Annotated in this window: 18 protein-coding genes; 3 read left to right on the top strand and 15 right to left on the bottom strand. The window is 41.8% G+C overall.

The annotated features are described in order from the left end of the window. Positions 1 to 139: 139 nt before the first annotated feature. From BN3456_RS02845 to BN3456_RS02890, 10 genes are all read right to left on the bottom strand, one after another. Positions 140 to 502 carry an arsenate reductase ArsC gene (locus tag BN3456_RS02845; RefSeq protein WP_089982653.1) on the bottom strand — a complete coding sequence of 121 codons (363 nt, stop codon included), beginning with the start codon at positions 500 to 502 and terminating at the stop codon, positions 140 to 142. 117 nt (positions 503 to 619) lie between these two features. After that, a complete protein-coding gene (gene arsB, locus BN3456_RS02850; protein ID WP_089982654.1) occupies positions 620 to 1681 on the bottom strand; it encodes an ACR3 family arsenite efflux transporter in 1062 nt (353 codons plus the stop codon). A gap of 5 nt (positions 1682 to 1686) precedes the next feature. Next, complete coding sequence (locus BN3456_RS02855) at positions 1687 to 2028, bottom strand: ArsR/SmtB family transcription factor (RefSeq protein ID WP_089982655.1); 342 nt, start codon at positions 2026 to 2028, stop codon at positions 1687 to 1689. A 93-nt stretch (positions 2029 to 2121) separates the two neighbouring features. Beyond that, positions 2122 to 2472 carry a thioredoxin family protein gene (locus tag BN3456_RS02860; protein WP_089982656.1) on the bottom strand — a complete coding sequence of 117 codons (351 nt, stop codon included), beginning with the start codon at positions 2470 to 2472 and terminating at the stop codon, positions 2122 to 2124. A gap of 25 nt (positions 2473 to 2497) precedes the next feature. Beyond that, positions 2498 to 3187: a cytochrome c biogenesis protein CcdA gene (locus tag BN3456_RS02865; RefSeq protein ID WP_089982657.1), complete on the bottom strand. Its 690-nt coding sequence runs from the start codon at positions 3185 to 3187 to the stop codon at positions 2498 to 2500. Continuing rightward, a complete protein-coding gene (locus BN3456_RS02870; RefSeq protein WP_089982658.1) occupies positions 3184 to 3708 on the bottom strand; it encodes a thioredoxin family protein in 525 nt (174 codons plus the stop codon). Before BN3456_RS02870 ends, BN3456_RS02865 begins: the two co-directional genes overlap by 4 nt. Next, positions 3708 to 4472 carry a DUF2703 domain-containing protein gene (locus BN3456_RS02875; RefSeq protein WP_089982659.1) on the bottom strand — a complete coding sequence of 255 codons (765 nt, stop codon included), beginning with the start codon at positions 4470 to 4472 and terminating at the stop codon, positions 3708 to 3710. The genes BN3456_RS02870 and BN3456_RS02875 overlap by 1 nt, the downstream gene beginning before the upstream one ends. Before the next feature lie 13 nt (positions 4473 to 4485). Beyond that, positions 4486 to 5499 carry a permease gene (locus BN3456_RS02880; protein ID WP_089982660.1) on the bottom strand — a complete coding sequence of 338 codons (1014 nt, stop codon included), beginning with the start codon at positions 5497 to 5499 and terminating at the stop codon, positions 4486 to 4488. 87 nt (positions 5500 to 5586) lie between these two features. Next, positions 5587 to 5901 carry an ArsR/SmtB family transcription factor gene (locus tag BN3456_RS02885; RefSeq protein WP_089982661.1) on the bottom strand — a complete coding sequence of 105 codons (315 nt, stop codon included), beginning with the start codon at positions 5899 to 5901 and terminating at the stop codon, positions 5587 to 5589. A 156-nt stretch (positions 5902 to 6057) separates the two neighbouring features. Next, positions 6058 to 6711, bottom strand: coding sequence for a Crp/Fnr family transcriptional regulator (locus BN3456_RS02890; RefSeq protein ID WP_089982662.1), 654 nt, complete (start codon positions 6709 to 6711; stop codon positions 6058 to 6060). 110 nt (positions 6712 to 6821) lie between these two features. Here BN3456_RS02890 and BN3456_RS02895 point away from each other — a divergent pair, with 110 nt between their 5' ends. Genes BN3456_RS02895 through BN3456_RS02905 form a run of 3 tightly spaced genes read left to right on the top strand, consistent with a single transcriptional unit; the run spans position 6822 to position 8362 of the window. Beyond that, the gene (locus BN3456_RS02895) at positions 6822 to 7136 is read left to right on the top strand and encodes a cupin domain-containing protein (RefSeq protein ID WP_089982663.1); all 315 of its coding nucleotides are present in this window, start codon (positions 6822 to 6824) and stop codon (positions 7134 to 7136) included. Positions 7137 to 7160: 24 nt separating this feature from the next. After that, complete coding sequence (locus BN3456_RS02900) at positions 7161 to 7643, top strand: permease (RefSeq protein WP_089982664.1); 483 nt, start codon at positions 7161 to 7163, stop codon at positions 7641 to 7643. After that, a complete protein-coding gene (locus BN3456_RS02905; protein ID WP_089982665.1) occupies positions 7640 to 8362 on the top strand; it encodes a permease in 723 nt (240 codons plus the stop codon). The genes BN3456_RS02900 and BN3456_RS02905 overlap by 4 nt, the downstream gene beginning before the upstream one ends. A gap of 20 nt (positions 8363 to 8382) precedes the next feature. Here the strand turns inward: BN3456_RS02905 and BN3456_RS02910 are convergent, their stop codons facing one another. The 5 genes from BN3456_RS02910 to BN3456_RS02930 all read right to left on the bottom strand — a co-directional run bounded on the left by BN3456_RS02910 (position 8383) and on the right by BN3456_RS02930 (position 14462). Continuing rightward, positions 8383 to 9180, bottom strand: coding sequence for a carbohydrate kinase family protein (locus BN3456_RS02910; RefSeq protein ID WP_089982666.1), 798 nt, complete (start codon positions 9178 to 9180; stop codon positions 8383 to 8385). A gap of 21 nt (positions 9181 to 9201) precedes the next feature. Next, positions 9202 to 10191 carry a family 43 glycosylhydrolase gene (locus BN3456_RS02915; protein WP_089982667.1) on the bottom strand — a complete coding sequence of 330 codons (990 nt, stop codon included), beginning with the start codon at positions 10189 to 10191 and terminating at the stop codon, positions 9202 to 9204. A gap of 46 nt (positions 10192 to 10237) precedes the next feature. Continuing rightward, complete coding sequence (locus BN3456_RS02920) at positions 10238 to 11254, bottom strand: zinc-dependent alcohol dehydrogenase (RefSeq protein WP_089982668.1); 1017 nt, start codon at positions 11252 to 11254, stop codon at positions 10238 to 10240. 78 nt (positions 11255 to 11332) lie between these two features. Further along, complete coding sequence (locus BN3456_RS02925) at positions 11333 to 12238, bottom strand: glycyl-radical enzyme activating protein (protein WP_089982669.1); 906 nt, start codon at positions 12236 to 12238, stop codon at positions 11333 to 11335. Continuing rightward, a complete protein-coding gene (locus BN3456_RS02930; protein ID WP_089982670.1) occupies positions 12198 to 14462 on the bottom strand; it encodes a pyruvate formate lyase family protein in 2265 nt (754 codons plus the stop codon). Before BN3456_RS02930 ends, BN3456_RS02925 begins: the two co-directional genes overlap by 41 nt. Positions 14463 to 14490: the final 28 nt, after the last annotated feature.

Genomic DNA, 14490 nt, shown 5'->3' on the forward strand with positions numbered 1-14490 from the left:
GCCTTTTGGAACGCCATATTCGTTAGATAATTCTGTGATACCTTTACCAGCTTTATTACGCAGATCTACAATCTGCTGCTTGAATTCAGGGGTATAGGATTTTTGATTTTTTGCCATGATTGAACACCCCTTTATTATATTATAGAATGTTCAACTTTCCGTGTCCATAGTTATATACTAACACCAGATCATCTAAACCCCAATCCTCACGACGTTTGCAAGGCAAATATGGGCATTCAACATTGCAGCCCATAGTTACGACCACATCTATCGCAGGAAGTTCCTCAAGCAATTTAGATCTCTGAGTTGCCTCCATATCAATTCCGTATAGCTGTTTCATAAGGCGAACCGCGTCTGGATTAATGTGGTCTTTTAGCTCTGTTCCAGCAGAAAAGCTCTCAAACACATCTGATGCAAAGTGCTTTCCAAGCGCTTCGGCAATTTGGCTTCGGCATGAGTTGTGGACGCAGATAAAGGCTACCTTTGGTTTCATGTCACTCATATTTATCTTCCTCTACTTTAATAAATCTATTTAAATTTTTAACTTGATTTCATCTGCGCTCCATTGGATTACCACAAAGCTATTATCCGAATTGGCATAAAACAGCTCCAATCAACTCTATTTTTCAGCTTCAGACGTAGGGAACCAATGTTTGGTTTTATTAATGAATTTGACAAGCATAAGCATAACGGGTACCTCCGTCAATACGCCAACCGTGCAGGCAAGCACGACAGGTGAATCGGGACCGAACAGGGCAATCGCTACTGCTACAGATAGTTCAAAGAAGTCTGAAGCAGCTATCAATGCTGCGGGAGCCGCTATATTATGAGGCTGCTTTGTCCATCTGCATATCAGATAAGTAAAATTAGCTGAAATCACATTCTGCAGAATCAATGGAACCGCAATCAGCAAAACATATAGAGGCTGCTCTAAAATAATGTCGCCTTGGAAAGAAAAGATGATGATTAAAGTAAGCAGAAGACCAAAGGTTGTGATGCCATTAAACTTGGGAACGAACGTTTCGTTAAAATACTCTAATCCCTTTTTCTTAATCATCAGAAAGCGTGTGATCGCGCCACCTGCCAGCGGTACAACAACAAATAGGATAACTGAAAACGCAAGCGTATCCCAAGGAATATGAACATCGTTCACACCAAGCAGGAACTGCACCAACGGTACAAACAGAATAAGAATCAAAATGTCATTGACCGAAACCTGCACAAGCGTATGTGCAGGATCACCCTTAGTCAGAAGGCTCCATACAAACACCATTGCGGTGCAGGGTGCTACGCCTAATAATACAGCCCCTGTTACGAAGTCCTGTGCCATGTTCGCAGGAATAAAAGCTTGGAAAATGACTTTGAAAAACAATGTCGCCAGGCCGAACATGAGGAAAGGCTTGATGAGCCAACTGCTTCCGCTGGATATGAGGATACCGGAAGGGTGCTTCCCAACATTCTTGATGGACTGAAAATCAATCTTCATCATCATGGGGAAAATCATGATCCAAATCAGGACAGCAATAGGTAGGTTCTGTCCCGCATATTGAAGCTTTTCCAAAGCTGTTGGAATGCCGGGTAAAAACTTCCCAATCAGGATACCTGCTGCCATGCAAAGAAGTACCCAAATCGTTAAGTATTTTTCAAAGAAACCGATTCCTGCTGATTTTTCTTTATTCATAAAAATCACTCCTTATTTTTATTGCATAAATCTAATTGGTTGCATTTTACTCTTTTCTGGCTATCAGACTGATACGTTGAAAGTGACTTGAGTTTATAAGTAAGGTAATTTATAAGTTCCTGATTTTCATTACAGAATTCTTCATTCAGTCGGTAGTACGCCCATTGTGCTTGTTTGCTGCTTGAAAGTATTCCAGCGTTTTTCAACGCGGTTAAGTGCCTGGAGGCGTTCGACTGCGTCAGACCAAGGCAATTCTCAATTTCGCAGACACACATCTCGCCGTTCAATATCAGTGATAATATCCTAAGCCTTGTTTCATCCGAAAGAGCTTTAAAAATATCGGTCATTTTAGTCTCCCTCCCAAATATTCTTATATGCGCATTTACTCATATTGTATGCCAAATAAAAACCATTTGCTACAATGGTTTTTATTTTTCTATTTATCTAACCTTCTGCAATATCTTAACAACTTCTTCTGTTTTCAGAACCTTACCGTAGGAAACTACTTTCCCGTCGATGATGAGGGCGGGAGTGGTCATTACACCATAAGCTGCAATCTGCGAAAAATCCGTCACATGATCAATCGTCGTATCCATTCCGAGCTGCTCCAATGCGGCTTTTGTCGCAGCTTCAAGCTGATTGCATTTTGCACAGCCGCTGCCCAAAACCTTTACACTTGCGCCCTCTGTTTTTGCGCTTTCCGCTTTCGCCATGCTTTCCGCATCACAATTGCCGCCACAGCAGCAAGAGGTTGTTTTTTCATTTTTGTTTTTCTTTCCAAACAGTGCCATAATAAATATCTCCTTTTTATGATTATTAGAATCCAATATAAAACATATAAAAACCAATGATCAAAATCAGTGAACCCATCACTGCTTTTAACACAGTACTTGCTCTGCCATATTTTTTGCTGGAAGACAACTTCTGCACAAATCCTACAGATGTACCTGCAACAATGGCGAGTATGCCATGCCCTATTGAATACAACAGCAATAATAATATACCCCAAAGAATACTGCCTTTTCCCGCAACGATGGCGAGCAACGCAATAAGTACAGGCGTGGAGCAGGGCGACGAGAATATGCCGCCAAGTATACCCGCGATGAACGCACCAACAAACCCCTTTTTTGTGTTCTTTGAAATAAGATAGCTTGATGGAATGATTTCAAAAACGCCCCAGGTCTGTAATGCCATCAGGATCATGAGAACTCCCAGAATGATGTACCACCACGAAGCCGAGGTACCCATCAACCTCCCGGCAAGTGAAGCAACGACGCCCAATACTGTGAATGTAACCGCAGCCCCTGCAGCAAAAGTCACGGATAGCCAAAGCGCACGTTTCGTATCACGTTGACCCACACCGCCAACATAACCGATGACCAAAGGAATGCTGGAAAGCGAACAGGGCGTGAAAGAGGTAAGTATACCAGCAAAAAGCGCAAGCAACGGCGCGAGCAAGCCACTCTTTGTTATAAGCTCAGATAGGCTCTCCAGTATTTCTGTCACTCGGTCACCCCCATATCGGCAAGAATCGCTCGCATCTGGTCCTCGGTTAAACCGCCTTGATGTACCGTAAAGGCGTGTTCACCGGTATCTTTAGAACTGTACATAGTGAACTCAACGTCTATTTCTTCACTGGGCACATAGGGAGTTCCATCGGCGTTGATAAAAACCTGTGTCGGAATGACTTGAATTGGAAAACCGTCTGCAGCCTCGGTATGCTTCCATACATCAACAAATTTTATTATTGCCTTGCCCTGCATTTCAGCATTCATAGTTTTCAAAACGGGAGCCATCTCTTTGCAGGGGATGCAGGAATCAGAGCCGAAGTCAATAATTATGGGAAGCCCGTACGCAGTCAGCTTATCCAGATCTACAGCTTCGGTCTCTAAAACAAAATCTTTATTATTGCTTGGCGTTATTGACTCAGTCGTACCAGAGTTAATGGTTTTGAATATCCAGATTCCTGCGATTACAATCACAATGAAAATCGGTACTATAATTCTTATTAACTTCTTTTTTTCCATTAGCAGCAGTTACCTCCGCAGGAGCATGCAGATTTGCTTTTCTTTCCTTCATAAAAGATCTTCAAATTCTCAGGCAGTTCATAGCCGCCGCAGGAACAGCCGGTTTCAGACTGCCCAAATACGGCCTGAAGAATGGATTCTGCAAGCATTTCTTCAGGTGCTACCTCATAGGCTTCTCCATTATACTCAAACACCCGGCAGTCAACATCGGTTCCGCTTATTTCGCTGCAGCAGCCGCAGCTGTTCTCCGCGACTGATTGGCAAATATCCTGACCGTTCACACGAATCGTAGGCGAGGAAAGAAATCGATACTGCTCTGCAAGTTCTGCTGTTTCCATCTTAATTTTTTTATATTCAACCTCATATCCTGCCATCTGTAAAGCAGGGGTAATCGTCATCATAACTTCGTCAAGTACGTTGTCTGTTCCGATACAGCGATCACAGCTTTGTAGATCAAGATAGAGATACTCGACAACAATCTTCTTTTCAGGAGCTGACTCGCATCCGCAGGAACAACAAGCTTCTTCGGATTCTTGACTTCCGTTCGGCGGCGTCCAGCCGGTATCATCACCAACATAGGTTATTGCCCCAACAGGGCAGCGGTTGCCGCACCCGTGACAATGGTCGATGCAATCTTCAGGTCTTCTGACGACCGGAGAAGGAGCTTTCGCTTTGTCATACACATTATGGGGACACTTTGATACACAGGTACCGCATTCGATACAAGTAAGGTAGTCTATAACAGGATACCAGTTCTTTGCCATAATTTCGAGCCTCCTATACTATCAGCGTTTGTAACGCGTTAAATAAATACCCAACAATTATTATTCCAGCTGTACATATAGCAATGAACAGTGCCAAAAGCTTTGGCTTAACTGCCTTACGGAGCATGATCATGGATGGCAAAGACAGAGTGGTAACGCCCATCATAAAAGACAATACCGTACCCAACTGGGCACCCTTGGAGAGCAGCGCTTCAGCGATCGGAATCGTGCCAAAGATATCGGCATACATTGGTACTCCTATCAGCGTCGCTAAGATAACGCCGAAGGGGTTTTTGCTTCCAAGCAGGGATACTACCCATGACTCGGGAATCCAGTTATGAATGATTGCACCTATTCCTACGCCAATCAGGATGTATGGGAAAACCTTTTTAAATGTAGATAGCGTTTGCTCCTTCGCATATACCAACCGGTCTTTTCTCGTCAGTTCTGGTGATTCGATATCAACACTACCAGCTGATAAGATAAAGCTTTCCACATGCTTTTCCATGTGCATTTTCTCTATAATGGTACCGCCAAGCACAGCTATTATAAGCCCGAATAGGACATATAAAATAGCAACCTTAGCGCCAAAGATACTCATCAAAAGGACAAGAGAGCCAAGGTCTACCATCGGCGATGAAATAAGGAACGAAAAGGTTACTCCCAAAGGTAGGCCTGCAGATGTAAAACCTATAAAGAGCGGTATTGACGAACATGAACAAAATGGCGTCACAGTTCCGAGCAGTGCGGCGGCTGAATTTGCCCCAATGCCATGAAAACGCCCTAATATCTTCTTGCTACGCTCAGGCGGGAAAAAGCTCTGAATGTAACTGATAATAAAGATCAGGAAGCATAATAAAACAACAATTTTTATAACGTCATAAACAAAAAATTGAATGCTTCCAATCCAGCGATTCGTGGTGTTAAGACCTACTGCTGAAAGACAGCCGCCAATTAGTTCGTTTAGCCATTTCATTCCAAGTATTTGATTCTGGAAAAAATCCCAAATTGCTTTTAATATTTGCATAGCATATAAGCCTCACTTTCAATAAATGGACAATAATATCAAATAATTTTGATGTATTCTGCTGTTTTAAAGCCATCGTCAGATGGCTTATTTTTTGCAGCAGTCTTTTTCTTCTGTAACCGCGTTCGGTCTTGTCAGCGCCTTGAGCAGAGTACCAGCATAAGAACTGCCTTTTTCACTGATTTTGTAGTGCGTCCATTTGCCTTCCTGACGGCTCTCCACAACACCCGACTCAACCAGAATCTTCATGTGGTAGGATAGTCCCGACTGACCCAATTCCAGCTGCTCCAACAAAACGCAGGCACATTTTTCTCCGCCGCGCAGTAGTTCAAGTATTCGCAAGCGTTTTTCATCGCAGAACGCTTTAAATATCCTCGCGTGTTCCTCATAAACGGTTGCCAAGTTATCACCTCATATCAAAAATATTCGATATGTTATTATTATATGCATCAAATCAAATTTTGTCAATGTGATTTCCGAAAACATTTTCAGGCGACAAAGAGAGCACCTTACTACTATTGTTAGCATTTTTACGGCCGTACAGTTATTGTAGTAAATTCAAATTGAAATTTGAATATGGTTTATCCGAATTGTACGATTAGAAATGTCTATTAAACCTTCATCTTTTAGAGCCTTTAACTCTCGAAACAAAGACGGACGCTGCACCCCAAAATAATCGGCAAGCTGCTTTTTATTAATTGGTAACATAATGACATTCGAGTCCTGCAAAATAGCTTGTTGCCTGAGATAATCCAAAAGGTTTTCTCTAAGTTTCCTTTGAGTAACCATTGTAATTCTATGGTTGAGCTTTTGTGAGTTAAGCGATAAAATTCTGATAAATTGCATGGTAAAGCCGTGGTTTTGTAAAAAAACCGATACCGCTTTCTTAGTAACATGCAAAATCTGTGCATCCGACATGCAGTAGATCGTGAACGGGTACACGTTGGTATCACCAAACAACAAATTCGCTCCCAACATTTGCCCCTTGAAAAATTCAAACACTGTCATTGCCGAACCGTTCTCTGAAAGGGAATACGCAACAAGGCCGCCTGATATAACAATATCAAACGTCTTGCAGTTATCTTTTTGATTATAAACCGTCACGCCTTTTGAATAGTTTTTAAGATATAATTGATTGTCGGAAATCAATGGCTTAACCTCATCCGGCGACAGTTCCGAAAGCAATGGTATATTCTTGATTTTCTCGATCACAGCAACATCCCCCCTTATTTAAGCATTATACTAAAAAGAAACCTATGTGTCTATCTGTGTGCTTATCGAAACGCTATAATAGATGTATTACAGAAAAGGGAGCGTTGTAAATGATTGAACAGGTTTTTCAAATGGCGCAAAATGACAATCATACGATTGAAAAGGTTATCACCGATGAAAATGTAAACCTTAACCACATGATCCTAAACAAAGGCGAGGGCCTTCCTGAGCATTTCTCAAACTCCAATGTCTACATGGCAGTTATAAGAGGATTGCTCTCCATTGGCTTGGGTGAACAGGAAGTCCATGAATATCCTGCGGGAACCATCTTAAAAATTCCTAAGGGAATTAAAATGAATGTCAAAAACTTACATGATAACACCTTAGAGCTGATTGTCGTAAAGGCCCCGGCTCCGGGAAAGTAAATTAACTTTAAGGAGAGGATATATATGGATGTTTTTACGCTGGCCATATGGATCGGCACATTGATCTTTCTTGGAATATCTCTTGCTAAAGACAAAGTGAAAACAAAACAGGCGCTTAAAATGGCGCTCGGAATGGGAAAAGGTATGGTTGTGAGCATCCTTTCCATTGTTTTCGCAATCGGTTTAATCTTAACGTTGTTGCCGCCCACTGAAATTGCAGCGTTTTTGAGTACTCAATCTGCCCTGCTGGCGACCGTGGGAGGTGCGCTACTCGGTACAATTACATTGGTTCCCGCTTTTATTGCGTTTCCATTGGTAGGTACATTGGTGAATGCAGGCGTTAGCGTTGTTCCGTCTGTTGCTTTCCTGACAACGCTGACTATGGTGGGAGTCGTAACATTCCCCCTTGAAAAAAAGGCGTTTGGAGCAAAGTTTACAGCCATCCGAAACGGGCTTAGCTTTCTTTTTGCTATTGTGATCGCGCTTGTGATGGGGGTGATGATATGACAATCATAAAGAAGATAAAGGAAAATCTGTTCTTGGTCATTGTGGTCTTGGCCTATATCATCATGTTCATCGCAAAACCGGCAATGGGCATTGAGTCTGTGAAAAGCAGTGGGTACTATATCAAAGAAATGCTCATGATTATGCCAGTCATCTTTGTTCTGACAGCCCTTTTGGACATGTGGGTTTCAAAGGAGAAGATTACGCAGTATTTGGGCAAAGATGCTAAAGCAAAAGGTGTACTTTTTTCTTTTGTAGTTGGCAGTATTTCGGCCGGCCCGGTTTATGCGGCGTTTCCAATGTGCGTTATGCTTCACAAAAAAGGGGCATCCATCCGAAATATTGTCATTATCCTAAGCTCGTGGGCTGTCATTAAGATCCCAATGCTCATCAATGAAGCGAAGTTTTTAGGACCGAAATTCATGGCCGTTCGATGGGTACTTACCATTATTGCCATTATCATCTTTTCATGGATAACAGCGAAGATCATAAAGGACAAGGATTTGCCGGGAGAGGTGTTGACACAAGCAGGACTTCATATTAACCGGGACGCCTGTATGGGCTGCACCCTATGCGCAAAGAACTATCCAGGTGTGTTCGAGATGGAAAATAAAAGGGCGCTTGTAAGGCCGCATGAGGCGTTGGATATGGAAAAGCTGGAGAACGCAATAAAAGCATGCCCGGTAAAGGCCATAACTTACAATGAGGACAGGAAGAACTGAACATGTAAATATGCTCTGAATTAAAACGTGGACACAAAGAGGCATAGACTAACTAAAAAAGGTGTGTTTACACTCGGCAAACGGAACAAACGGAAAAGGGAAAGGGTGTTCACCCAACAAACGGAAACAGGGTTACCGGGTGCATTTTGTATTAAACTCGTGTTCTTTGCCATAAAGCAAAGCTCCTCTGCACTGGGCACAAAAAAATCTACATAAGGCAAAACCTTTTCAAGAATCATTTCCCAGTCTGCCTGTCCTGCCCTAGTATCCTGGTTCACCAGAGCAAAATCCAGTGAAGTTGCCGCTCCTGCCATTTTTGCTTTCTTCAATATTTTTCGAAGTTCTTCTCTCTCATTTTCATACATCCTCTTCATCAAGGGCGGATATCCAAAATGAAACAGTGCACAATCCTTCAGCGCAGACTCGGGTACATCTTCCGCGCAGAATGTATCATTTGCCCCCGGGTTATGCAAAACAATTCTATCAATGCCCGGGACTGCCAAAACAATAGAATATGACGTAGATTCCTTGCTCACTGAAAGCATACCTTCCTCCGTATGATAGCCTTTTAACATTTTGCTGACCATACTGCCAAATTCATCCTTCCCTATTTTCCCCAGCAAGGCAACATCCGCACCGAGTATTTTCATGGCCAGCCCCGTATTTGCCACAGAACCTCCCGTATGTACATCTGCATTTCCCATCTGGATCAGTTTTCCAGGTGACAGAACATCCCCCAGCATCTCAGCCTTTTTGTTTCCCCGAAAAACCGGTGTAATGTCCAGACAAATGTGCCCAGCTGCAATAACTTTTTTCATATTACCACCCTTTCCATGGAGCTAAATCAGCATTTCTGAAGACTCAATTTTACTTTCCGTATGTTGTAGAAAAGAATTCGTGTCTACTGTAAAAAGTTTTCCTTTAGAAAACCTTACCTCCCGGCCATCTGCAATATAATCTCCATCTTCAGACCAGACTGTTCCTAAAATGTACCATCTTCCATTCCATTTTATCAGTTGATTTGCATACTGTACATTTTGATTTACATCCGTACAATCTGCCGGCAGTAATTCAAAATCAGGTACAAATTTATATGGCCCCCATATAGAATTCGATACCATATAATAGCTGGTCTGCCGCAATTTATTACCATATTTTCTTATTATGTCCTCTGAAAACAATTCCTTAAAACATGAAAACAATAGCACATATACACCATTTATATAGTATATTTGGGGACACTCCAGTTCCTGGCAGACAGATTCTACAGAAACTTCACCGGTAACGTCCCAATTCTGCATGTCCTCTGTCTGACAAATTGCCACTGCCCCACATGCATCTATCGGGGCTTTCTTGCTTGTAGCACAAATGAGAGCATAAATTTTTCCCTCATACTCCATCAGTTTTGGGTCTCTCCAATGGCAGAACTTTCGAATGCCACGCCCCTGTGTGGAAAAAAGTGCTTCTGATGGTGTTAATATTGGGTTATAAGATACTTTTTCCCAATGAAACAAATCATCCGAAACCGCTATGCCGATTTTAACAATGGGTGCATTCCATTCACCAGTATATGCCATCCAATACCGTCCGTTACGCTCTATTATGGATCCCGTTGAAAGGCAATGGCAATCCCATTCACCCTCATGTCCTTGTTTCACTACAATTCCATGTTTCCTCCAATTTATCAAATCCCCGCTTGTTGCATGGGCAATTTCCCACACAGTATGCCGTTCCTTTTCAACAGGACAAGTCAGATAAAAACAATGACATGTCCCGTCTTTTACAAAATACCAGGAATCACCAATATGATTTCCTTCGTGTATTAACATAATCTGTCCACCTTTACAATTCTTTCATGCATATATTCATAATAGTCTAAAATAGTAATGCCACTTTTAATGCACGCTTTTCAGATATTGCGGCAAATCCTTCAGAAAATTCTTCAATTGGCAATACATGAGAAACAAGTTCTTCGGTAAGTATTTTCTTTTCTATAATGCCTTTCCCAATCAAATCGTGTGTTAACATCTCACTTTCTTCGATCGGCCATTGTACAAATTGCAGAATGAAATTACGCATGCCCTTCATCTGCAAACTCAGTTCATTGCCAGTCCGCAGTCCATACACAGCAATTTTTCCTTCAGGCATTACAAACTCTGTTCCCTGTTTAATGGTCTGAGGGCTTCCAATTGTATCTATATAGACAGATACTTTTCTGCTATACTTCTCTTTAAACTGTCTTTTATCATTTTCATTATGATTCCAGATAATCTCCGATGCACCTAACCGCTTTGCGGTTTCAAGACTTCCAGGACGATTTCCCAACATTATTATATTCTCGATTCCTAGCAATCTTAAGTCAGATAAAAAGCAAAGCCCCACTGGTCCATCCCCTACAATCAGTACCGTATCTTCCTTTTTAATACCAATTCGTTTAATTGCACTGCAGGTCTCTTTCAAAGTGATCATTAATGATGCCTGTATGGAAGAAATCCCTTCTGGAACAATCTGCTGCGTTAACCCTGATTTGTTTTTTAATCCATCCTTTGCCATTGCTGCAGTGTCCGTAACTACCGCATATTCTGAAAACCCGCCCCATGAACTACAATATTTTTTGCTGTCTGGAAGGCTTGCCCGCAAAACCATATCACCAGTTTTATAAGTACAAACTTTATTTCCTGTTGCGACTACGCGCCCTGCACTTTCATGACCCAATACCGTCGGGAAATTTTGAGCCTCAGGCAGCTCCCCACGAATGATCTCCATATCCGTCCCATTGCAAATCATGCAGCACTCTATTTTTACCAGTGCTTCGTATGGGCCAATTTCAGGTACCGGAATGTCATCTACAAGTTTCAGAGATTTATCCTTTGTAACTATAATTCCTCTCACATTATTCCCTCCACTTTCGGTTTATCTGCAGATATAGCCAATTGACCTGTATAATATTTTCTAAACTTGAAGGCCTTTTCAAAGAACCCTGACCTGAACACCCAGGTCCCGTAGAAGTTCAGCACAATTTTCCATATAGGCTGAATCTGGCGGCATATATTCCTTTTGAGGTGAAAATATGCCTTTCGCCTTATGAATCCCATAGGCATGATATGGCAGCAGCTCTATCTTTTCCAACATTTCTAAAGACTGCTGGTTCTCTAAAAACATTCTTATTGCCATAATGTCGTCAATGTGATCATTTAGTCCCTTTATAAGAGGAATACGAAGCCATATCCCCACTTTCTCTTTTAAAAGGCTTTCCAAGTTTTTAAGGATTTGTTCATTTGAACACCCTGTCAGCTGTTTATGACGATTATCATCCATTACCTTTACATCATACAAGAAATATTCTGTAACAGGTAAAACTTTCTCAAACATCTTCCATGGGACGTTTCCCGCTGTATCTATTGCAGTCTGTATTCCTTTTGCTTTCAGGCGAGCTGCAAGCCTCGATGCCATTTCTGCCTGAAGCATCGGCTCACCCCCAGACAATGTTACGCCTCCGTCCTGAGCATATAGAATCTTATCCTTTTCCAATTCTTTCATTAGCTCGTCCAGTGTTTTCCTTTCTCCGACAAGAGAAAGTGCTTTCGAATAGCAGTTTCTTACGCATTCTCCACAAAACACACATTTCTCCCGGTTCCATTCCCATATGCCCTCATCTAGTGTAATTGCATTCCACTCACAGCTTGCGGCACATGCACCACAGCGGACACATCTCCCTGACAGGTACATCAATTGTCTTTCTTCTTTTTGAGTCTCCGGATTATGACACCAAAGGCACCTGAGATTGCAGCCTTTTAAAAATACAGTCGTCCGTATACCCGGTCCATCATGTAAGCTATATCTTTGAATATCCGTTATATTTAAAAACTCGTTCATTCATAAAGGTCCTTCCAATAATTTCATCCTGTATATGCGGCTCTAAAGAAGTAAAATATGCACTGAACCCGCACACCCTTACAACAATATTTGAATATTTTTCCGGGTGGATTTTTGCAGCTTTCAATACCTCGCGGTCTAAAATATTCAAATCCAATGCGCTGCCTCCTGCCCTTAAAAATCCTTTTATGTTATCTGCAATCTGTTTCGGAAAATCAGTTGTTTTAGCCAGAGGCATTTCCAAATACAAAACTCCCGCGCCTGGAAAATCTGTGAGATCTATCTCCGATACTGTGTGCAGTATATTTGCAATATTGTTCATACCGCTTTGTTCTGTTGGATTCATACCGCGCGAAAGTGCCAAAGTCTTCTGTCTCCCATCCGGAGTTGCCATCACATGTTCTCTCATCCAGTCAAACAAATAGAATACAAACAGCGAGGCCTCGTACTGACCGCCTCTTTCATTCATATATCCAGATGTTTTCTTTGCAGCATCTTTAAAGAACCGAACCGCAAGTTTATTTACTTTATCTGAATCTTCACCATATTTTGGGCATAAATTCTTCAGGTATTCCCCTATTCTGAAATCCGTTTCAAAATTATTTTTCAGAATTTCTCCGAGTTCTTCAAATGTCAGCATTTTTTTGTCAAAAACTACCTCTTGTATTGCCAGCAAAGAATCTATTGCGGTTCCAATGCCAACAAGAGGCAGGCTGGTAGGGTTATAGACTGCTCCCCCCTGGGTCATATCGCGTCCTCTGTCCAGGCAGTCATCCATGGTGCAGGAAATAAGGGGGCAGGCATTAAAATCCGCCAGTTTTTTTTCTCCCTGGTTAATTACCTGAACCAAATTCTGATATAATAGACTAAGCTTTTCGAAATAGTTATCATACACCTCTTCAAAAGAATCATACTTTTGTCTGATGGTGCTCTCAAGACATCCTACATTTAGTGTTTCATCCCACAGTGCATTGACAATCTGCGGCAGGCTGATATAGCAAAAAGCTCTGCAATTCATTTCTTTATTATCCAGAATCGGCTCCTGACACCCTCCAGCTGAATAGAGACGGGCATCTTCCAATTTTTTTCCCATTTTCACATTGGCATGGATAATCACATCATCATTTAAAAAAGAAAATACATTTCTGCCAGATGCAATCATACGTGAACATCTTTCGAAATATTCTGCAGGATGTTGCTCACTGACTCTTGCCTGTATTTTAGGATTTACAAACTCATACTCTTCATAACATTCCAAGATCATGCGAGTCACATCGTTAAAAATTGTAGCCCCGTCTTTTTCACATCCTCCAATGACTATACTTGCATTCGTAGAAGCAAACTCATCCCCCATCAAGTCCCAGCGGGCATCAACATGTACCAGCCAGTGTGCCATTAAATTCTTTGCTTCTTCATATGTAAGCCTTCCCAACGCCACATCCTTCTCATAATATGGCCACAGAAGCCTGTCCAGATGTCCCAAAACTGCTACTGCTACCCCTTCCAGATCCATGGCCATCTCTTTCACGAATAAGATACTGCACAGCGCTTCATAAAAACTATCTGCTGGATAATAAGGGACATGAAGAGCTGCTGTTTGTACCATTTGCAAGTTCTCCTTGTACGCCTTATTTTCTTCATGTTCCAGTAATCTTCCTGCTTCATCCGAAAACCTTTTTGCAATTGAACAAAGGGCATCACAAGCCGTTATAACACTACGATAAAACGACTTGGCTAATTCATCACAATGTGAAGTCAGTTTTTTCTCCGCTTCTTTTTTCATCCCACGCATTCCTTTTTTAAGCACATTATCATACCCTACCGTGTGGTGGGCGAGATCGGTAAATAAATCTCCCCATACCATATCAATCTCCTTGTATGGCCTCATCCACCGCTGAAATGGCTTTAAATCTTCTACATGCTTTCTCAGATACCAGCCCTCTAATCCCGGTCCGGGTGGATATCCGTTCTGACTGCTGTTGCGTTCTCTGCCTGAAATCAGTTCAAAAAAGAATGGAGAGTTCCGGAAAACTTTTACCCTGCACAATTCTGCTGCCCCTTGATATACAACAGCTTTTTTTTCAAAAGGATAAGATGTATCCAGCAGTTGAAGCCTCTCATCCAATACTTTTTGTTCTTCATCTAAAGAGTATGGGCATCCCCTATAATATGCCTCAAATTCTTTAATTAAATCATTTCTGTAAATGTTAAAATCAGACGCCATCTTTCTTCCCCTTTCTACTGCGATAAAA

This window comes from Clostridium sp. C105KSO13 (assembly GCF_001517425.1).
Lineage (GTDB): Bacteria > Bacillota > Clostridia > Lachnospirales > Lachnospiraceae > Muricomes.

What these genes read in the sequence shown, in the direction of transcription:
- BN3456_RS02925 (WP_089982669.1), bottom strand. Translation starts at nt 12,238, where the DNA reads ATGAACGAGTTTTTAAATATAACGGATATTCAAAGATATAGCTTACAT.
- BN3456_RS02875 (WP_089982659.1), bottom strand. Translation starts at nt 4,472, where the DNA reads ATGGCAAAGAACTGGTATCCTGTTATAGACTACCTTACTTGTATCGAA.
- BN3456_RS02870 (WP_089982658.1), bottom strand. Translation starts at nt 3,708, where the DNA reads ATGGAAAAAAAGAAGTTAATAAGAATTATAGTACCGATTTTCATTGTG.
- BN3456_RS02905 (WP_089982665.1), top strand. Translation starts at nt 7,640, where the DNA reads ATGACAATCATAAAGAAGATAAAGGAAAATCTGTTCTTGGTCATTGTG.
- BN3456_RS02900 (WP_089982664.1), top strand. Translation starts at nt 7,161, where the DNA reads ATGGATGTTTTTACGCTGGCCATATGGATCGGCACATTGATCTTTCTT.
- BN3456_RS02860 (WP_089982656.1), bottom strand. Translation starts at nt 2,472, where the DNA reads ATGGCACTGTTTGGAAAGAAAAACAAAAATGAAAAAACAACCTCTTGC.
- BN3456_RS02855 (WP_089982655.1), bottom strand. Translation starts at nt 2,028, where the DNA reads ATGACCGATATTTTTAAAGCTCTTTCGGATGAAACAAGGCTTAGGATA.
- BN3456_RS02930 (WP_089982670.1), bottom strand. Translation starts at nt 14,462, where the DNA reads ATGGCGTCTGATTTTAACATTTACAGAAATGATTTAATTAAAGAATTT.
- BN3456_RS02910 (WP_089982666.1), bottom strand. Translation starts at nt 9,180, where the DNA reads ATGAAAAAAGTTATTGCAGCTGGGCACATTTGTCTGGACATTACACCG.
- BN3456_RS02880 (WP_089982660.1), bottom strand. Translation starts at nt 5,499, where the DNA reads ATGCAAATATTAAAAGCAATTTGGGATTTTTTCCAGAATCAAATACTT.
- arsB (WP_089982654.1), bottom strand. Translation starts at nt 1,681, where the DNA reads ATGAATAAAGAAAAATCAGCAGGAATCGGTTTCTTTGAAAAATACTTA.
- BN3456_RS02845 (WP_089982653.1), bottom strand. Translation starts at nt 502, where the DNA reads ATGAGTGACATGAAACCAAAGGTAGCCTTTATCTGCGTCCACAACTCA.
- BN3456_RS02915 (WP_089982667.1), bottom strand. Translation starts at nt 10,191, where the DNA reads ATGTTAATACACGAAGGAAATCATATTGGTGATTCCTGGTATTTTGTA.
- BN3456_RS02895 (WP_089982663.1), top strand. Translation starts at nt 6,822, where the DNA reads ATGATTGAACAGGTTTTTCAAATGGCGCAAAATGACAATCATACGATT.